Origin of the sequence: Rudaea sp. (assembly GCF_047601565.1) — a bacterium.
Taxonomy (GTDB): Bacteria; Pseudomonadota; Gammaproteobacteria; order Xanthomonadales; family Rhodanobacteraceae; genus Rudaea.
Window position 1 is genome coordinate 761,010 of the sequence record NZ_JASGIY010000001.1, and the last position, 19,493, is coordinate 780,502.

At 68.8% G+C, this 19,493-nt stretch carries 16 protein-coding genes; 1 reads left to right on the forward strand and 15 read right to left on the reverse strand.

The features are described 5' to 3' along the window. Positions 1 to 21: 21 nt before the first annotated feature. Both QM741_RS03255 and QM741_RS03260 read right to left on the reverse strand, forming a co-directional pair. The gene (locus tag QM741_RS03255; protein WP_415206303.1) at positions 22 to 2,316 is read right to left on the reverse strand and encodes a protein kinase domain-containing protein; all 2,295 of its coding nucleotides are present in this window, start codon (positions 2,314 to 2,316) and stop codon (positions 22 to 24) included. A gap of 17 nt (positions 2,317 to 2,333) precedes the next feature. Next, complete coding sequence (locus QM741_RS03260; protein WP_415206304.1) at positions 2,334 to 2,942, reverse strand: ECF-type sigma factor; 609 nt, start codon at positions 2,940 to 2,942, stop codon at positions 2,334 to 2,336. Between the two features lie 597 nt (positions 2,943 to 3,539). On the opposite strand from QM741_RS03260, the gene QM741_RS03265 reads away from it, so the two are divergent. Next, positions 3,540 to 7,466 carry a hypothetical protein gene (locus tag QM741_RS03265; protein ID WP_415206305.1) on the forward strand — a complete coding sequence of 1,309 codons (3,927 nt, stop codon included), beginning with the start codon at positions 3,540 to 3,542 and terminating at the stop codon, positions 7,464 to 7,466. A gap of 40 nt (positions 7,467 to 7,506) precedes the next feature. On the opposite strand, the gene QM741_RS03270 is transcribed toward QM741_RS03265, so the two are convergent. From QM741_RS03270 to nrdR, 13 genes are all read right to left on the reverse strand, one after another. Beyond that, positions 7,507 to 8,817 (reverse strand): sensor histidine kinase, encoded by a 1,311-nt coding sequence (locus QM741_RS03270; RefSeq protein WP_415206306.1) that lies wholly within the window; start codon positions 8,815 to 8,817, stop codon positions 7,507 to 7,509. Positions 8,818 to 8,896: 79 nt separating this feature from the next. Then, a complete protein-coding gene (locus QM741_RS03275) occupies positions 8,897 to 10,237 on the reverse strand; it encodes a sigma-54-dependent transcriptional regulator (protein ID WP_415206307.1) in 1,341 nt (446 codons plus the stop codon). A 350-nt stretch (positions 10,238 to 10,587) separates the two neighbouring features. Continuing rightward, on the reverse strand, positions 10,588 to 11,082 hold the full coding sequence (locus QM741_RS03280) for a phosphatidylglycerophosphatase A (protein WP_415206308.1): 495 nt from the start codon (positions 11,080 to 11,082) through the stop codon (positions 10,588 to 10,590). Further along, positions 11,079 to 12,041: a thiamine-phosphate kinase gene (gene thiL / locus QM741_RS03285; protein WP_415206309.1), complete on the reverse strand. Its 963-nt coding sequence runs from the start codon at positions 12,039 to 12,041 to the stop codon at positions 11,079 to 11,081. The genes QM741_RS03280 and thiL overlap by 4 nt, the downstream gene beginning before the upstream one ends. A gap of 19 nt (positions 12,042 to 12,060) precedes the next feature. Further along, the gene (locus QM741_RS03290; protein WP_415206310.1) at positions 12,061 to 12,378 is read right to left on the reverse strand and encodes an MmcQ/YjbR family DNA-binding protein; all 318 of its coding nucleotides are present in this window, start codon (positions 12,376 to 12,378) and stop codon (positions 12,061 to 12,063) included. A gap of 47 nt (positions 12,379 to 12,425) precedes the next feature. After that, a complete protein-coding gene (nusB, locus tag QM741_RS03295) occupies positions 12,426 to 12,887 on the reverse strand; it encodes a transcription antitermination factor NusB (protein WP_415206311.1) in 462 nt (153 codons plus the stop codon). Next, entirely contained in the window at positions 12,880 to 13,374 is a 495-nt protein-coding gene (gene ribH, locus QM741_RS03300) for a 6,7-dimethyl-8-ribityllumazine synthase (RefSeq protein WP_415206312.1), read from the reverse strand. The genes nusB and ribH overlap by 8 nt, the downstream gene beginning before the upstream one ends. Before the next feature lie 66 nt (positions 13,375 to 13,440). Further along, positions 13,441 to 15,051: a DUF3300 domain-containing protein gene (locus tag QM741_RS03305; RefSeq protein ID WP_415206313.1), complete on the reverse strand. Its 1,611-nt coding sequence runs from the start codon at positions 15,049 to 15,051 to the stop codon at positions 13,441 to 13,443. A 90-nt stretch (positions 15,052 to 15,141) separates the two neighbouring features. Beyond that, positions 15,142 to 16,254, reverse strand: a complete 1,113-nt coding sequence (gene ribB, locus QM741_RS03310; RefSeq protein WP_415206314.1) for a 3,4-dihydroxy-2-butanone-4-phosphate synthase — start codon at positions 16,252 to 16,254, stop codon at positions 15,142 to 15,144. A gap of 57 nt (positions 16,255 to 16,311) precedes the next feature. Beyond that, positions 16,312 to 17,142: a lysostaphin resistance A-like protein gene (locus QM741_RS03315; protein ID WP_415206315.1), complete on the reverse strand. Its 831-nt coding sequence runs from the start codon at positions 17,140 to 17,142 to the stop codon at positions 16,312 to 16,314. A gap of 1 nt (position 17,143) precedes the next feature. Then, complete coding sequence (locus QM741_RS03320) at positions 17,144 to 17,734, reverse strand: riboflavin synthase (protein ID WP_415206316.1); 591 nt, start codon at positions 17,732 to 17,734, stop codon at positions 17,144 to 17,146. A 3-nt stretch (positions 17,735 to 17,737) separates the two neighbouring features. After that, positions 17,738 to 18,964, reverse strand: coding sequence for a bifunctional diaminohydroxyphosphoribosylaminopyrimidine deaminase/5-amino-6-(5-phosphoribosylamino)uracil reductase RibD (ribD, locus tag QM741_RS03325; RefSeq protein WP_415206317.1), 1,227 nt, complete (start codon positions 18,962 to 18,964; stop codon positions 17,738 to 17,740). Then, a complete protein-coding gene (gene nrdR, locus QM741_RS03330; RefSeq protein WP_415206318.1) occupies positions 18,964 to 19,491 on the reverse strand; it encodes a transcriptional regulator NrdR in 528 nt (175 codons plus the stop codon). Before nrdR ends, ribD begins: the two co-directional genes overlap by 1 nt. Positions 19,492 to 19,493: the final 2 nt, after the last annotated feature.

Consider the following 19,493-nt stretch of genomic DNA (forward strand, 5'->3'; position numbering starts at 1 on the left):
GATTCCCTGCCCCGGCCGCGGCTACCCGCCCGGCGTCTTCGCGGCCAGCTGCAACGCCGCATCGAGCGTGGCCTGCGCCTTCTCGCGCCGGCCGGGTTCGAGCGCGCTGGCGCGTGCGTAGATCGCCAGCGCCGCCTGCGCCTGCGCGACCGCCTCGCGCGCGTCGCCGCGCGCGAGCGCGACCGCGGCCGCCGTCGCGTGCACGGTGCCGAGTTTCTGGTCGTGAGCATCGAACGTCTGCGGCGCCAGCTGCAGCGCTTCGGCCATCGCCGCCTTTGCCTCGTCGTGGCGGCCGAGGCGGCTGTACTGCCGGGCGAGATTGCCGAGCTTGATCGTCAGCCCCTGGTCGACGCCGAGCACCTTGCGGTTCAGCGCGATCGCGCGTTCCTGCGACTTCACCGCCTCGTCGTGGCGGCCCATTTCGTCCTGCAGGTAGGCGAGATTGTTGAGCAGGATGGCGATGTCGAGCTCGGGCGGCGGCGCGATCGCTTCGAACTCGCGCAATGCACGCAGGTAGGCCGCGTACGCTTCGTCGTAGCGGCCGAGACCGTCGAGCGCGTTGCCGATATTCGACAGATTGATCGCGTGGTCGCGCGGCAGGACGCCGATCAGGCTTTCCTTGAGCCGCAGCGCCTCGTTCGCATCGCGCAGCGCTTCGTCGTAGCGGCCGATGTCGTTGAGCAATCCGGCGCGGTCGTTGAGCACTTCGGAGCACTGCCGGCGGCCGCGTTCGCCCGCGCCGCATTGCGCGAGCGCGTCGCGGTAGAGCGCCTCGGCCTTGTCGTAACGACCGAGCTGCCATTCGAGATAGGCCTGCGATTGCAGAATCTGCGCGTACTCGTTGCCGCCCTCGCCCGCGCGCAGGCCGGCCGCGAGATCGAGCTGCGTCCGCGCCGCGTCGTTGCGATTGAGCACCGCGTAGGCCTGGCCGATCGCGCGACGGATGTCGGCTTCGAGCAGCGGCTGGCCGGCGAGGCGCTGCGGGATTTCGGCGACCGAGCGGTCGAGCGCGTCGACCAGCAACGGCGGCTTGCCGCCGTAGTACGGATCGGCGTTGCCGATCATGCGGATGAGGAAATCGTTGCCGCGCTCGGCGCGTTCGGCGGCCGCACTCGCGCGCTGCGCCTGCATGAGCGCAACGCTGAAGCCGCCGATCAGCGCGCACAATGCGATCGCCGCGGCGACGACGGCGACCCGGTTGCGCGCGACGAACTTGCGCAGGCTGTACCAGCGGCTGCGGCCGACCGCCGCCACCGGCCTGCCGTCGAGATGGTTGCGGATGTCCGCCGCGAACGCGTCGATTGACGCATAGCGCCGCTGCGGCTCGCGCGCGATCGCGGTGAGCACGATGCGGTCGAGGTCGCCGCGCAGCGCGCGCCGGCGCGCATGCGCGTCGGCTGAGGAAGCCGCAACCGCCGCGCTCGGCGGCGGCGCATCGTCGTGCGGCAGCGCAGGCGCGCCCTCGCCCGCGCGCGCCTGCGGGCGCACGCCGGCGAGCAGTTCGTGGAGCACGACGCCGAGCGCGTAGACATCGGTCGCCGTCGTCACCGCCTCGCCGCGGAACTGCTCGGGCGCGGCATAGTCGGGCGTCATCAGGCGCAGGCCGGTGGCGGTCGCGGCGTCCGCAGCATCCGTCGCCGCGAGCATCTTGGCGATGCCGAAGTCGAGCAGCTTGGGCGCGCCGTCCGCGCCGACGAGGATGTTCGAGGGTTTCAGGTCGCGGTGCACGACGAGGTTCTGGTGGGCGAAGCGCACCGCCGCGCACACTTCGAGGAACAGCTCCAGCGTCGCGCGCACGTCGAGCCCGCGCGCGAACGCGGTGATGGTCACGCCCTCGACGTACTCCATCGCGAAGTACGGCGCGCCGCGCGCATCGACGCCGCCATCGATCAGGCGGGCGATATGCGGGTGTTCGAGCCGGGCAAGGATCTGCCGCTCCTGACGGAACCGCTGCAACAGGCCCGGCGTCGGATACGCCACCTGCTTGATCGCCGCGCGCTGCTCGTACTCGCCGTCGGCGCGTTCGGCCAGCCACACCTCGCCCATGCCGCCGGCGCCGAGCGAGCGCAGCACGCGCCATGGACCGAAATGGCCCGGTGCTTCGTCCACCGCGTTCTCCGCGCGCGCTTGCGCGACGAGGCCCGGCGGCGTTTCGAGAAAGGCATCAAGCGTCGCGTCGGCCGCGAGCCAGCGTTCGAGTTCGGCGCGCAGCGGCGCATCCTCGCCGCACTCGCGCGCGACGAAGGCGGCGCGTTCATCCGCAGGCAGATCGAGTGCCGCGTCGAACAGTCGTTGCAGGCGCTCCGGGTCGGGCATCGGTATGCGCAACGGTTTCAGGAACCCAATGCCAGATACAACCGTACCTTCGCGCGCCGCCAGTCGCGGTTGAGCGTGCGTTCGCTGACCTGCTGCAACACGGCGATCTGCTCGAGTTCGAGGCCGGCGAAGAAACGCAGTTCGACCAGTTGCGCCAGGCGCGGTTCGTCGCTGGCGAAACGGTCGAGCGCCTCGTTGAGGCGCAGCAGCGCTTCTGGCCCGAGATCGCCGCCGGCCACATCGAACGCGGCGTCGAAGTCCACGACTTCGCGCTGCGCGCCGCCGCGCTTCGCGGTCACCTGCGCGCGTGCGCGGTCGATCACGATCTGGCGCATCGCGCGCGCGGCCAGCGAGAAGAAATGTTCGCTATCCTGCAGCCCGCGCTCGCCCGGCTGGGCGAGCTTCAGATACGCCTCGTGGACGAGGCCGGTCGTGTTCAGGGTCTGGCCGCCGGCCTTGGCGAGCTGGATGCGCGCAAGGCGCTTGAGTTCGTCGTAGACGCGCGCGAACAGCCGGCGCAGCGCATCGGCGTCGCCGCCGTTCGCCGCCTGGATCAAGCCGGTCACGCTGTCTTGCACGTCGCGCCCCATGTCACGTTGCGCATCGAGTATACCTTTGCCCGTCATTCCCGCGAAGGCGGGAATCCAGTTCTTGCTTTGGCTTTGGGTTCTTCCCAACCGCGTCCCTTCGCCTTTCCGCGCGCGTCCGGCGCGCGGGTTCCTTTCTCTTGCTCGCACAAGAGAAAGGAACCAAAGAGAATGCGCCCCGGATGCCGCGCCGCCTGCGGCAGTTCGCGAGGCCATGCCGGGGTTCGTTGAACGCACGTCCGTGTACGTACAACAAACTCGCGCGCATCGTGCGCGCGCCCCTGCGGGCATTTCCGTCCTGCCCTCGCCGCGGCAAACGGGGACCCGACATCAAGAGCCGCTCTTTCCTTCCCCCATCGGGGGAAGGTGCCCGAAGGGCGGATGAGGGAAGAGCGTTTGCATTTCCCTTCCGTCACGGAAAACTGCGGCGCCTTTCCCTCATCCGCCCTTCGGGCACCCACCCCGTTCGACATCCTTGTCTCACCCTCAATCGGCTGTCGCCGATTTCGACCCGGCGGGAGAAGGAGAAACGTGCCGGACTTCGCCGCAGATCGCGAAATTTTTTTGCGAGTGTGGCGTTTCCCGGTTTCGTTTCTCGTTCCCCCTCATGCCACCACACTTTGGCCGGGGGAATCCATGTACGCACGTTTCCGTTCCACTTTCTGTCATGTCGCTGGCGTGTTGGTCACCGGCCTGCTCGCCGTAGGTACGGCGCATGCCGCCGCGGACACCGGCGTCAACCTGAACCAGGCCGGCCTCGGGGGGACTTGGGTCGGCGCTGTCGCGCCGGGCCACACGCTCACGTTCCAGGTCATGCCCGACCGCAACGGGCCCGGCAAGGGCGCGCTGTTGGGCGGCTGGTTCACCTTCAGTGTATCGGCGGCCGCCGACGCGCGCACGCAGCGCTGGTACACCCTGCAAGGCGATGCCGTCGCCGGCGACGCCGCCATGCAACTGGCGATCTACCAGAGCAGCGGCGGCGATTTCGACGCCGCCGCCAAAACGGACACGACGGCGGCCGGCAGCGCCACGTTGACGTTCGCCGACTGCGATCACGCCACGCTGAACTACCTGTTCGAGGATTCCGCGCGCGGCACGATCGCCGAGCCCGTCGACTGGCGGCTGCCGAAAAGCGGCGCGATCGCGTTGTTGCGCAAAGGCACCAGCGCGACCTGCACCGCGCCGGGTCCCGACGCGGTCGCGCCCGGTGTCGCGGACCTTTCCGGCGCCTGGTACGACCCGGACAAGAGCGGCCAGGGTCTCTTCATCGACATCGATGCGCCGGGCAGCCTGCTCACCGCAAACTGGGCCACTTACGTGCCCGGCGGCGACGGAGGCAAATTCGTCGGCACCGGACGCCAGCGCTGGTACAGCCTGCGCGCGCCGATCTCCAACCTGGCGTCGATGCCCGGCATCACCATTTTTTCCAGCGTCGGCGGCACATTCAGCGGTTCCGCTTCCGCAACCAGCGTGGTGGTCGGCACCGCCGCGCTCGGCTTCGACGACTGCGACCACGCCCGACTGGACTACACGTTCACCGCAGGCGACAACGCCGGCCTGCAAGGCTCGATCAAACTCGCGCACTTGGGCGATGGACGATCGTGCAGCGCCGCCTCGCTCACGATTTCCGGCCAAGTGAACGTTCCCGCCGGCATCGACCCCGGCGCGCTCGTCGCGCTCGGCGCCTTGAGCGAAACCCGCGTGGATGCGCAGGGCCGCTTCACGCTGCCGCGCACCGGCGCAGCGCCAAGCCTGGCCGGCGTCGTGCACGACACCGGCGGCGTGGTGTGGTTCGGCATGCTCGACACGGCGATGGCGCCGGAGATCGCCTTCGATGCGCACAGCAGCGCCGTCGCCCTGCTGTTCCAGGCGGTCGGCGGACAAATGCTCACCGTCGATCAGCGCCGCGAGGTGATCCGCCTGATCGAGCAGGATCCGGCCACGACGACGCTCGAGCAGGTGATCGTCGCGGAGCAGGCGAAAAATCCGTTCGTGATGGACAACCTCAGTGCGCCCGTCGTCGAGGCGATCAACGCCGCCGTGGCGGGCTGGTTGCCGTCGGCGCAATCGGTCGCCGCGCTGCGCGACGCCACGCGCACGCTCGGCCGCGTCGCCGGATTGATATCGGCGACGGACGATCCGCCGCACATGACCGCCGCCGCCGAAAACGACAGCGCGCCGCAACAATTGCTGCTGCTCGACGAGGCCGAAAAGAGCGGTTTCACCCTGCTGCTCGGCGACGACAATGCCAGCGTGCGCCTGCAGAACAGCAAGCGCCGGCCCGGCGTGGCCCGGGTTTTCGTCACCGGGTATACCGATGGAAGCGGCACCCACACCATCCTGCCCAGCGCACAGATGCAGGGCGAAAAGACGCCGATCCCGGCGACGCGCCGCCTGACCGCGTTCTCGGCGTTCGGCTCGATCGGCAGCCTGCTGAGCGCGGCCTGGAACGGGCAGGACGTGGCCACCGGAACGATTCCCTGGTCGCCGATCGAATCGCCGGCGATTTCGATCGAGGGCCGCGAAGGCGCTGTCACGACCGACATCGACCTCGTCGTCATGACCGGCGTGTGGAACGGCCAGGGACCGGCCCTCGCCCCCAACTACGCGAACTACGCGGACCTGCTCGGCGACGACTTGTTCAAGCTGCGCGCCAAGCAGGTGTTCGACGCGACGATCATGGCGATCCTCGAGAATCTCGGCATCGGCGGCGCGGCGGTGTCGAACCTGTCGGAGGATACGACGATCCGCTTGCTGAACTACATGGCCGTCCCGGACTTCGACGTGATCCTGCGGCAAATCCGCGAAGGCACCTCGTTCTACAATGCGTTCCGCGGCCTCCTCAGCTATTTCGACAAGGCTCAACTCGAGAGCATGTTCGAGGAAGAGACGTACCTGGCGGCGCTCGAGCAATACACGCTGGCCGCGCAGGAAATACCGACGATCAACGCTGTCAACGCTGCGGCGCTGCAGTTCAACATCGAGCAGGTGGAGACCGCCGCGACCAATGCGCGCAACAAGCTGGTCAACGCCGGCCGGCGCATCGTCGCGGCCGTCAGCGTCGTGCTGGCCGGCGTCGACACGCTGGCGCAAGGCGCCGATCAACTCAACGGCGACAACCAGTTCAACACCTTCCACCTCAAGGTGGTGCGTCCCACCGTGCGCCTGGAACCGCGTGACGGCAAGGTCAACCTGGGCGATTCCCTCAAGCTCAAGGCCAGCGTGCGCGGCTTCGAGAACGATCCGAACATCAAGTACACCTGGTTGCTCAACACGAGCGACCAGTCGGTGCTCGACGACCTTGCCGGCCACCGCGTCGCCGGCAAGGGCAGCTTCACCAGCAAACTGCGCGAAGTCAGCTTCATCACCGGAAGCCTCATCACCCAGTCCGACGTGGCGCATCAGGTGACCGTGCGCGCCTACGTCACCGACAGCCAGGGCGAAGACCAGTTGCTCGGTACCGCGACCGCGTCGATCACGGTCGACGGGTTCCAGGTGCAACTCACTCCCGACAGCGTCAGCATGCCGCACGACGGCACGCGCACATTCGGCATCCTCGTCACGCCGTTCCCCGACGCCGATACGCTGGCCGCGCTGCGATACGAATGGAGTGCCGCCACGAACGGCCGCTGCGGCACGCTGACTTCGGCCGGCATCGGCAATTCGGCTGCCCAGCCGGTCGTGACGACGGCGTCCGCGCACGCAACCTATGCCGGCGATGCGAGCAATCCGGCGAATTGCACCGCCGACATCGTGCACGTCAAGCTGTTCACGATGATCGACGGCGTGCGCAAGGACATCGGCGAAGCCGACGCGACGATCTCGTTCATCGATTTCGACATCGTTTTCCCGGCGATCTCGCCCGTGCAGATCAACTCCGACACGTCCGTCGCCGCCACGCTGGGCCCGCCGCCGCCGGCCGATGCCACGGTCGTCTGGACCTGGTCGGTCAGCGGCGCCGCCAGCGTGCAGTCGCAGAACGATACCGGCGTGCTCGGCTCGACGATCATCCTGCGCGCGGGCGGCGCGACGGGCACCGCGACGATCACCGTCAGCGCAACCGTGACGCTGTCGAACGGTCTCGTCGAAAACCTCGGCGCGAAAACGCGCCAGGTGCAGGTCGTGAACAACGGCACGACGCCGGTGACGTCCGGCCCGGTCCAGTACTACACGACCGACCAGTGCAGCATCGCCTACGTCGAGTTTCCGCGCATCGCGAACGCGAACTACTACCGTTTCACGCAGGTCTCCGGCCTCGGCACGCTCGGCAACGGTCCGTCGAACAACACCGGCGGATTCGCGGCCGTCTCCCCGCCGTTCACGGTCAGGGTCGGGACCGCCTATGACGTCCTCGATACGCCAGTCGCCCTCTCGTGCGCATTGCAACCGAGCTACAGCCTGACCGGCACCGCCAACACGGTGCGCGTGGTGCTCGCACGCGCGCTGATCGTCGACGGCTCGCCGACGCCGAGCTGGACCGCCGCCTGGGAAGCCGAGTTCCGCGCGGCCTACGGCAGTGCCGCCATCGACGCCGATGCGTTCCATTCGGACATCGTGCCCTGAGCCGGTCAGAACGAACGGGACCTGCGACCGAACGCCGTGCTCAGGCCGCGGCGTTCGGCAGGATCATCGTCACCGCGAGGCCGCCGCCCTCGCGGTTGGCGAGCGTCAGGCGGCCGCCGTGCGCCTCGACGATCTCGCGCGCAAGCGCGAGGCCGAGGCCGGTGCCGCTGCGCTTGGTCGAGTAGAACGGCAGCAGCGCGTTGGCGAGCACGGTCTCGCTCATGCCGCCGCCGCGGTCGCGCACTTCGATGCGCACTTCGGCGCCGCGCTCGGCGAGCGCGAGTTCGACCTCCTCGCCCGGGCCACCCGCCTCGTGCGCGTTCTTGAGCAGGTTAATCAGCACCTGCTCGACCTGCGCGCGATCGAATGCGCCGGGCCGCTTCGGCATTTCGCCGACCAAGCGAAAGCGGTATTGCCGGGCGAGACCGTCGAGGAATTGCGCCCATGCCACGTTGCCGATGCGCGGCTGCGGCAGCTTGGCGAATTCCGCATAGCCGGCGATGAAGCCGTGCAGGTGGCGCGTGCGGCCTTCGATCGTGTCGAACACGGGCGCGAGTTTTTCCGTCGCGCCGCGCCGCGCGAGTTCGCGCCCGGAATGCGCGAGCGAGGAAATCGGCGCGAGCGAGTTGTTGAGTTCGTGGCTGATCACGCGGATCACCTTCTTCCAGGTCTGCACTTCCTGGCGCGACAGCTCGCGCGTCAGGCGCTTGATCAGCAGCATGCGGTGCTCGCGGCCGTGCAGGCGGAAGTTTTTCTGCGCGAGGTGGAACGTCTCCGCCTCGCCGTCGATGTCGACGCTGAACAATCCGTCCTGGCGGCCGACCAGCGCGCCGCGCAGCACGGGCGGACAGCCTTCGGCGAGGTCGGCGAAGGCCATGCCGTTCATCGCGCGGCCGTCGTTGAGCAGCGCGCACGCGGCGAGGTTGGCGTAGACGACGAACTGCGAGGCGTCGATCAGCAGCAGCGCGGTCGGCGAATTCTGCACCATCGTGTCGAGCAGCAGTTCGCGCTCGACCAGATTCCGGCGCTGCTCGCGCAATACGCGGCCGAGTTCGTTGTGCGTGGCGATCAGCTCGCCGAACTCGTCGCGGCGCGTTTCGACCAGCGAGGTCGAGAAATCGCCGTCGCGATAGCGCGCGACCGCGCCCGACAGCGCGCGCATCAGGCTCTGCGCGGGCATGGCCGCCGAATGCGCGAGCGCGAGTGCCGGAACGGCGAGCGCGGCGAATGCCGCGGCGGCGGCGAACCACGGCGGCAGCCACGCGGCGAACAACGCGGTTGCCGTGCAGGCGACCGCGAGGACCGCCATGAGCAACGCGGCGAGTTTGCCTTCGAGGGAAAAGGGTCGCATCGGCGCAGTGTAGAGACTTGCGACGCGATCGGCTGCTTTTGCCCGTCGTTCCCGCGGAAACGGCAATGACGGCGGGACGCTATCCTTCGAGGCCCATCTTCTCCATGCGCCGATACAGGGCCTGGCGCGACAGGCCCAGTTCCGCGGCGGCCTGGCTGATGACGCCTTTCGCGCGGGCGAGCGCAGCCTCGATCGCGGCGCGGTCGGGCTCCGCGTCGGCACCCGTGCGTGAGGGCGCGCTCGGGCGCAGGGCAAGGCCCAGGTCTTCGGCGGCGATGATGCCGCCGCGGCAGAGCAGGCGCGCGCGCTGGATCGCGTTCTTCAGTTCGCGCACGTTGCCGGGCCAGGTATGCGCGAACAGCGCGGCGCGCGCCTCGGCGCTCAGCGTCGCCGCGTCACCGACGAAATGTTCGGCCAGCGGCACGATGTCGTCGGGTCGCGCCGCGAGCGGCGGCAGCGCGAGCTCGATCACGTTGAGGCGGTAGTACAGGTCTTCGCGGAACGTGCCCGCGCGGATCATCGCCGGCAGGTCGGCATTGGTGGCGCTGACGAGGCGCACCTTCACTTCGCGCGTCTTGCTCGAACCGAGCCGCTCGAACTTGCCGGTCTCGAGGATGCGCAACAACTTCATCTGCCCCGGCAGCGGCAGGTTGCCGATTTCGTCGAGCAGCAGCGTACCGCCGTCGGCCGCCTCGAAGCGGCCTTCGCGCGCCTTGTTCGCGCCGGTGTAGGCGCCCGCCTCGGCACCGAACAGCTCGGCCTCGATCAGGTCCTGCGGCAGCGCGCCGCAATTGACGACGACGAACGGGCCGGCCTTGGCCGCCGAGTTGTGGTGCACGATATCGGCGATGCGTTCCTTGCCCGCGCCGTTCGGGCCGGTGATCAGCACGGGCGCATCGGCGCGCGCGACGCGGCAGGCCAGCTCGATCAGGCGCTCCATCGCGCTCGACGCGAACACCGTGCCGCGCAGGTCGAAGCGCTCGCGCAGCGCGCTGCGGTGCGCGCGGCGCTCGCCGGTGAGGCGTTTGACTTCGCGCGTGCTCTCGGAAAGCTCCAACAGGTTCTCGACTGCGGCGACGAGTTTGTGGTCGTCCCACGGCTTGGCCAGATAGTCGGCCGCGCCGGCCTTGACCAGCTCGACCGCGGTTTCCAGATGCGTCCATGCGGTGAGCAGGATCACCGGCAGGTCGGGCTCGCGTTCGCGGATCGCGCGGAACAGGGCGACGCCCTCCTCGCCCGAGGTGGTGTCGGCGCGGAAGTTCATGTCCTGCAGAACGAGGTCGACGCGCTCGCGCGCGAGCGTGGCCAGGCCTTCCTCGGGCGACGCTGCATGCAGCGTGCGGATGTCGCGCAGGCCGAGCAGCACGTCGAGCGCGGTGACGATCGCGGGATTGTCGTCGATGACGAGTACGGTACGCATCGCTTTGCGGAATAGGGGGTGGCCGTCGCGCACTCCCTTGGGATGCGCGCGGCAACGATTGGGTTGCACGCGAGAATATCGGAATTCGATGCCGCGGCGAAGGTCGCGTCCGTGTGCTCGCGCGCATCGTACGCGCGACCCTGCGGGCTTTTCTTCCCTTCTCCCATCGGGAGAGGGTCGAAGCACGCGACAGCGTGCTGAGGGAAGGGCGGATGAGGGAAAAGCCTCGCACGAATGCAGGTCGATCCAATCGGCGACGTCTTTCCCTCATCCGGCGCTGTGGTGACGCGGCTTCTCCCGGTGGGAGAAGGGAAGCAAGGCGCGCTCGCGCGGAGAGCCAGTGGAAAGAACTATGGCACAACCCTCGTCAAAACCATCAGTGCCAGCGCGGCGTAGACGCCGGCGAGCGCGTCGTCGAACATGATGCCGAAGCCGCCTTTCAACTTCGCGTCGGCCCATGACACCGGCCACGGCTTGGCGATGTCGAACAGGCGGAACAAGGCGAATCCGGCAATCGGCTGCCACCACGCGAACGGCGTCCACGAGAGCGGCAGCAGCGCGATCCACTGGCCGACGAATTCGTCCCAGACGACACAGCCCGGATCGTCCACGCGCAGCGCGCGCACGGCGCGTGCGCAGGCCCATACGCCGAGCGCGAACCCGAGCGCGAGCGCGGCGGCGTAAAGCGCCGGCGCCAATTCGCGCAGCATCAGCCACGGCAGCAACGCGGCCAGCGACCCGGCGGTGCCGGGCGCGACTGGGCTCAGCCCCGAACCGAAACCGCAGGCGATCCATCCCGCCGGATCGCGCAACAGCGCGGCGCGCTGGTTCGCGTCGGACTTCACGGCGAGAAGTGCTGCCAGCCGGCGCGCGGCGGCTCGTGGAGCCGGCCATGCACATCGCACACGCGCACACCCGGCGCAGCGACGATGCGGCCGATACGCGTCGCCGCGCAGCCGCTGCGCGCAAGCTCGCCGAGCAGCGCGTCGGCGACCGTCGCGGGCGCGGTGAAGCACAGCTCGTAGTCGTCGCCGCCGGCGAGCTGCAGCGGCGCGCGCGCGGCGGCGGCGAACGCTTCGCGCAACGCGGGTGAGCCGGGCAACAATGTGAGATCGATCTCCGCGCCGACGCCACTCGCCTTGCCGACGTGGCCGAGATCGGCGACGAGGCCGTCCGACACGTCGATGCAGGCATGCGCGCGGCCGCGCAACAGCAGGCCCTGCGCGAGGCGCGGCGTGGGACGGTGGAGTCTCGCGACGAAATGCTCTTTCCCTTTCCCGATCGCAGAGGGGCTTTCGAGAAGCCTGAGCCCGGCCGCCGCATCGCCGAGCGTGCCGGTGACGAACACCCCATCGCCGGGCTTTGCGCCGTCGCGGCGCAGCGCCAACGCTTCCGGCACGAAGCCGTGCACGGTCACGGTGATCGAGAGCGGCCCCTGCGTCGTGTCGCCGCCGACCAGGGCGAGATCGAATTCGCGCGCGAGCGCGGCGAAACCGTCGGCGAACGCGGCGACCCATTCGCGATCGGCCTGCGGCAAGGTCAGCGCCAGCGTCGCCCAGGCCGGCGCGGCGCCCATCGCGGCGAGGTCGGAAAGATTGACCGCGAGCGACTTCCAGCCGATGTCGCTCGGCAAAGTACTCTTTGGGAAATGTATACCCGAAACCAGCGTGTCGGTGCTGACCGCGAGCGCCTGGCCCGCCGGTACGGCGAGCAGCGCCGCGTCGTCGCCGATGCCGAGGCGCACGTCTTCGCGCGTGACCGCGCAGCGCGTGCGAATCAGGTCGATCAGCTCGAATTCGGCCATGTTTCGCCCGCTTCGCGCGCTATCGATTCGCCGCGCCGAATGCCGCGACGAGTGTCTTCGGCGCCACTTGCCGCCAGGACTTGATCAACGCGTCCCTGAAGAGAGCGGGATCGACCGAATCGAGCCGTGCATAAGTCCAGCCGTGCTTGCCCCATTGCGGGATCGAGGAGAACGTCTGCGGATCGAACGCAATCAATGCGGCCTGATCCGCGGGCGAGAGCTTGAGTACCGCACGCTTCTCCTCGGCAGCGGCGGACAACTGCGCGAATATCCTGCCTCTCACGCGAAACGACGGGGTGCCGAAATGATCGCGCTCTTCTGTTTCCGGCAGGGACATCGCCAGCTTTCTTGCGGCCTGCAGGGAAAGCATCGCCGCAGTCCCGCTCAACCGCGCGCGGCCGTGGCGTACTCCGCCTGCCGCACCTGCGCGGCAAGTTTGTCGAGCACGCCGTTGATGTAGGTGTGACCGTGGTCGGCGCCGAAGCGCTTGGTCACTTCGATCGCCTCGTTGATGACGACGCGATACGGTACGTCGACGCGATGGCGCAGTTCGTAGGCGGCGAGGCGCAGTGCGGCGCGTTCGATCGGGTCGACCTGGGCGACGGCGCGGTCGAGGAACGGCGCGAGGGCCGCGTCGAGGTCCGCGCGGTGCGCATCGACGCCGCGCAGCAGGTCTTCGAAGTAGTCGAGGTCGGCGACCTCCATGTCCTGCTCGTGGCGGAAATCGTCGATCACCTTCGCCATCGGGTTGCCGCTCATCTGCCAGGCGTAGACCGCCTGCAAGGCGCGGCGGCGCGCACGCGAGCGCGCGGCCAGGTCGATTCCATCGGGGCGTGGTTTATTCATTGCGCTCGACCTCGATCGCGGTTCCCGGTTTTTCGCACAGATCGGCCATCTCCAACGCGGCGAGCGCGACCTCCTCGCCCTTGTTGCCGTGCGCGCCGCCGGCGCGCGCCTGCGCATCGGCATGGCGTTCGACCGCGAGTACGCCGTTGAGCACCGGCACGCCGGTGTCGAGCGCGACGCGCATCAGGCCTTGCGCGCAGCCGTCGGCGACGTGTTCGTAGTGGCGCGTGTCGCCGCGCACGACGCAACCGAGCGCGAGGATCGCGGCGTGCTTGCCCGCGCGCGCCAGCCGGGCCGAGATGACCGGAATTTCCCAGGCGCCCGGCACCCGCACGAGATCGATCGCATCGTCGGCAACGCCGTGCTCGCGCAGCGCACGCCGCGCGCCGTCGACGAGTGCGTCGACGATGCCCGGATTCCAGCGACTGGCGATGATGGCGAAACGCGCGCCCGCGACGGGACGCAGTTCGCCTTCGATGTTCGGCATGCAGAAACGAAAACGGCGCGGAGGATTCCGCGCCGCCTAGTTTACCGGAAGGCCATGCCCGGGGTTTCAGCGATGGCGGCTTTTCGCCTCGCCGCGCCCAGCGCCACCGCCGGACGAGCCGCCGCGGGAGGTCGCGTAATGCGGCATCGAAATGCGCGGCGCGCTGGCGAACGAACGGCTCGCCATCGGCGCCGCACGGCGCATCGACGGCGCGGAGGCGTAGCCGCGCAGGCCCTGCGCACGGTAGCCTTCGCCGGCGAACGCGGGCCGCGACGACGGCGCATAGCCGGGCGAAGACATGCGCATGTTTTCGCGCGCGGAGAAATTCGAAGGCCGCAGCATCGCCTCGCCGCCGCGCAGCGCGCTCGGCGCGTAGCGGCTCGACGGCAACGCACCCGGCCGCGCGAATGCGGTCGGCGCTGCACGCGACATCGACGCCGGCGCGTAGCTCGCCGACGCCAAAGCGCCCGGCCGCGCCTCGCCGAAGCCGGCCCGATTCGGCGCGAAGTTCGCGCGCACCGGCACGGCGGCGCTGCGCTGGGCCATCGCCGCGGTGAACCGCGGTGCCGTAATGCGGCTGAAATCGGTCGGCGCCGTGCGCGCCCCGGACGCGGCGTTCGCCATCGTCGTGCGGGCGGCCGCGGCGCGGGAGCCGGAATCGACGTTCGCGCGGGCGGCCACGGATCGCGCCGCGGGATCGAAGCGATGGATCGCCGCCGTCGAACGGCCGACGTACGGCCGGCGGTCGAACACGACCGAGGCATTGCGCCAGCCGCGATCACCCCAGTGGCGGTCGAAGCCGCGGCCCCAGCCGACGTCCCAGTGGTTCCAGCCCCAGCCCCGGTGATGGTAGCCGCCGATCCAGATGCCGAGACCGAACGCGAACGTCGGCCCCCAGTACACGGGCGCGGGCCAGGCGTAGTAGTAGCCCGGCCACAGGTCGATCGGCGCGCCGTAGTAGCTGAGCGGATCGAAATACGGCACATAGACGTAGTCGGGCTGCGCCGGCTCGATCTCGATGACATCGTCGGGTGGCGGGATCACGGGCGGCCCGGAATAGGCCGGCGGCTCGTCCACATACTGCTCGGACGGCGTGGCGACGTTCTTCGCCGTCTTCGTGACCGTGACGAACCGGTCGGACTTGAGCTTGTCGCTTGCGAGCGCCTGCGCGCGCAACGACTGGATCGCATTCATGACGTCGTTCGGATCGTTGACGTAGGCCTCGCCGAGCGCGGTCGTCCACGGGATGTTGCTGGCCATCTGATGCAGGACGTCGGGGAAGACGACGATCGCCTTCACGCTCGGATCCCATTCCTGCTTGTCGATCGCCTGCTGCAGGGCGTCGCCCTTGAGCTGCGCATTCTGGGCGAGCCACGCGTTCGCCTGCGTGATTTCGTCCGGATATTCCGATGCCACCAGCACCTGCGCGACGAGTTTGTCGGGAAACACCGCGACGGGCGCGAGCAGCGAAATCAGTTGCGCGGCGGTCGGCGGCGTGTATGCCGGCGCGGTGTCGCCGGCCGGCCCGTTCGCGTCCGTCGCCGGCGCATCGCCGACGAGTTGCGCGGCCGAGGCGCCTGTCTGCTGTGCCGCCGGCTTGTTCTGGTCGCAGCCGGCGATCAGCGCGAGACAAGCGCACGCCAGTGCGGTCGATGCGGATCGGAAAGCGGTTTTCATGGCCATGCCCCGCAAGAACGATGCTTCGGACGGCGCCAATATAGTCCTCGCGCCGACGCACAACGTGAGCTGGCGTTAAACCACGGAAACTTAATTCTTCGCGGGCGGTGCGGGCTCTTCGTAACCGGCGATTTCGAGGCCGAAACCGCTCAAGGCGAGAAACCGTCGCGCGGTGCCGAGCACGGTCAGGCGGCGCACGCCGAGGTCGGCGAGGATCTGCGCGCCGAGGCCATGCTGGCGCCCGTCGTAAGCGTTTTCGCCTTCGCGCTTGGCCTCGGTGCCGAGGCGGTCGAGCGCACTCGCCGCCTCGTTCGCGTCGGCAAGCACGACGACGACGCCGCGCCCCGCTCCGGCGACGTGGCGCAACGCCGCGCTGACGGAGGAGAACCCCGCCGGCGTGGCGGTCAGGTGGAGCACGTCGCTGAGCGTGTCGCGAACGTGCACGCGCGTCAGCACCGGCGCGCCGTCGTCGACTTCGCCGCGCACGAGCGCGAAATGCGGCAGCGGCGAAAGCGCATCGCGATAGCCGACCAAGCGAAACGGACCGAACTCGGTCTCGACGTCGCGCTCGAACGCGCGTACCACGGTCTTCTCGGTCCGCAGGCGGTGGCGGATCAGGTCGGCGATCGTGCCGACCTTGAGTCCGTGCTCGCGCGCGAACGCGATCAATTGTTCGCCGCGCTTCATCGTGCCGTCGTCGTTGACGATCTCGACGAGGATGCCCGACAGCATCGGCAGGCCGGCGAGGCGCACGAGGTCGATCGTCGCCTCGGTGTGGCCGGCGCGCGTCAGCACGCCGCCTTCGCTGTAGCGCAGCGGAAAGATGTGGCCCGGGCGCGCAAAGTCGCCCGCCTGCGAGGTCGGGTCGGCGAGCGCGCGGATCGTGCGTGCGCGGTCGTGCGCGGAAATGCCCGTGGTCGTGCCGTGGCGGCAGTCGACCGAGATCGTGAACGCGGTGCGGTGGCTCTCGCTGTTGTCGCTGACCATCTGCGGCAGTTGCAGTTCGTCGAGGCGCGTACGCAGCATCGGCTGGCAGATGATGCCGCTGGAATGGCGCACGATGAACGCGATGTTTTCCTCGGTGACGGCCTGCGCGGCCATGATGAGGTCGCCCTCGTTCTCGCGGTCCTCGTCGTCGGCGACGACGACCATGCGTCCTGCGCGGACGTCGGCGACGAGGTCTTCGATCGGATCAAACTGCATACTTGCTTTCGCCTTTTTTCTTTACCGTCATTCCTGCGAAGACGGGAATGACGAGCCTTATGTTGCTCGTTTCCAGAGCGGTGGAGCGAAACGCCCGCGCCGCGCCGCGTCTATCAAGAACCCAACCGCCACGATAGCGCAAAGCGCCACGCTGACGGCGGAGGCTTCGATGCCGAACGCGCCGCCGGTCAGCCAGTCGGGGCCGGCAAGTTCGGTGCGCAGCAGACCCTGCCCTGGATGGCCCGAATCGGCGATGCCGAACACGCCGGTCTCGGTGAAGTTCCACGCGACGTGGATGCCGGCCGTCCACCATAGCGAACGCGTGGCGACGTAGACCGCGCCGAGCATCGCCCCGCCCTCGATGCCGAGCGCCGCGATCGACAGCGGCGTGGCATTCGGATTGCCCGCGTGCAGCGCGGCGAACAGCATCGCCGACAGCGCGATCGCGGCCCCGCTGCCGAATACGTTTTCGAGATTGCGCAACACCACGCCGCGCGCGACGAGTTCTTCGAACGTGCCGGCGAGGATCGCCACGCCCGGCAGGCCGGCCAGTTTCCAGCCCTCTCCCGACTCGAAACGCACGCCGCCGGCGACGCCTGCAATCATGACGGCGAGCAACATCGACGACGCGCCGAGCGCCAGTCCGTAGAGAACGCCGCGCGCGCGCCGCGGCGCGAGTTCGTCCGCCGGGCGCCGGGCGACGATGCGCGCGTAGACGTTATAGGCGTTGCAGGCGACGACGGCCGCGACGAGTGCGAACGACGCGCCCCATGCCGCATCGAGCCGATAAGCGATCTGCATCGCGAAGCGGTAGGCCGCGTTGAGCGGCAACGCGAGGATCGCGAGTTCCGCAATCAGCGCGCAGACCGGATGGCGTAGCCAGCGCACGTCAGCCTCGCAGCAGCCGTTCCACGTAACGGGCGATCAGATCGACTTCGACGTTCACGGCGTCGCCCACGCGCTTGTCCTTGAACGTGGTGACCGAAACCGTGTGCGGAATCAGGTTGACGCCAAAGCGCGCGCCGTCGGTTTCATTGACAGTGAGGCTGGCGCCGTCGACGCAGACCGAGCCCTTGCCCGCGATGTATTTCGCCAGTTCCGCGGGTACCTCGAACGTCCAGTGCTGCGAGCGCGCATCGGGCTCGATCGCGAGCACGCGACCGACGCCGTCGACGTGGCCGGAGACGAGGTGCCCGTCGAGGCGGTCGGCCAAGCGCAGCGCCTTCTCCAGATTCACGCCGCTGCCCTGCTCCAGCGTTGCGAGCGCGGTGCGCGACAGGGTTTCGTTCGACACGTCGAAGGCGAGCCGCGACGCATCGATTCCGACCACGGTCAGGCACACGCCCGACACCGCGATGCTGTCGCCGAGCGCGATGCCGTCGACGCCGAGACCGCCGGCGTCGACCACGAGCCGCACGTCGCCGCCGTGAGGCTGCAACGACGCGATGGTTCCGACCGCCTGGACGATGCCGCTGAACATGGCCTATTCCCGATACAAGATCCGCGTGTCGTCGCCAATCTGGCGCCGATCGACCACGCGCAGGCGTTTTGCCTGCGTCATCTCCGTCAACTCCGGCATCGCCAGCAACGGCCGTGCCTTGTCGCCGAGCGCGACCGGCGCAGTATACAAAAGCCATTCGTCCACAAATCCACCTTGCAGCAAAGCACCGCACAGCGTCGGCCCGGCTTCGACCTGCAATTCGTTGACGCCGCGGCGGCCGAGTTCGTCGAGCACCTGCGCCACGTCGAGACGGCCGTCGCGCGCCTCGACCCAGACCAACTCGGCGTGCGCGAAACCTTCGTGAACCGGCTTCGCGTCCGCCGCGTGAAAAACCAGCGTCGGCGCACTGCCGTCGAGCACGTTCGCGGCACGCGGCGTGCGCAGGTTGCGATCGAGCACGACGCGCAGAGGCATGCTTGTCTTCCCTTCCCCCGCCGGGGGAAGGTGGCGCGAAGCGCCGGATGAGGGAGAAGCGCTCGGCTGCTGCCCCTTCTCACTAACTTGCGAGGCTTTTCCCTCATCCGCCCTTCGGGCACCTTCTCCCGGCGGGAGAAGGGAAGCGCAGCGCACCGTCAGGCGCGGATCGTCGGCGAGCACGCTGCCGATGCCGGTCAGGATCGCCGAAGAGCGCGCGCGCCAGCGCTGCACGTCCTCGCGCGCGGCTTCGCCGGTTATCCATTTCGATTCGCCGTTCGCGAGCGCGGTGCGACCGTCGAGGCTCATCGCCAGCTTGACGCGCAGCCATGGCCGGCCGCGTTCGATGCGCGAAAAAAAGCCGCGGTTCAATTCGCGTGCGGCTTCGCGCAGCAGGCCCGATTCGACGGCGATGCCGGCCGTACGCAGGCGCGCGACGGCGCCGCCTTCGCGCTGGAACGCATCCTCGCTCGCGATGACGACGCGCGCAACCTGCGCCGCGATCAGCGCGTCGGCACAAGGCGGCGTGCGCCCGCACAGGCCGCAGGGTTCGAGTGTGACGTAGGCCGTCGCACCGCGTGCGCGCATCCCCGCCGCGCGCAGCGCGAACACTTCGGCATGCGGCTCGCCCGCACGCTCGTGCCAGCCCTCGCCGACGATTTCGTCGCCATGCGCGACCACGCAACCCACGCGCGGATTCGGCTGCGTCGTGTACATGCCGCGCTCGGCCAGGCGCAGCGCGCGCGCCATGTGCGCGTGGTCGATGGCGGAGAAAGCGGTACCCGCAACGGACATCAGCGCTTCTTGTTCTTCTCGATCGGCACGACCACGTCGCCGAGCAGCGGCAGTTGCAGGCCCTCGATTGCCGGCAGGTCGCGTTCGAGCTTTTCGATCTCCTCGCGGAACGCCTGCACGTCCTCGAAGCTGCGGTAGACCGAAGCGAAGCGCACGTAGGCCACCTGGTCGAGCTTCTTCAGTTCGCGCATCACCAGTTCGCCGATATGGCGCGAGGAAACCTCGCGCTCGCCGCTGCGACGCAGGTCGTTGACGATTTCGCGGATCGCCACGTCGACGTCGTGCGTGGCGACGGGGCGTTTCTGCAGCGCGCGATCGAAGCTCGTGCGCAGCTTGCGTTCGTCGAAACTTTCGCGGCGGTCGCCGCTCTTCACCACCGTCGGCAACTTCAGTTCGGCGGTCTCGAACGTGTTGAAGCGTTCGCCGCAGTGGGGGCATTCGCGGCGGCGTCGGATCGTCGCGCCGTCGTCGGTCTCGCGCGAATCGATCACGCGCGTGTCGTTGTGCTGGCAGAACGGGCAATGCATCA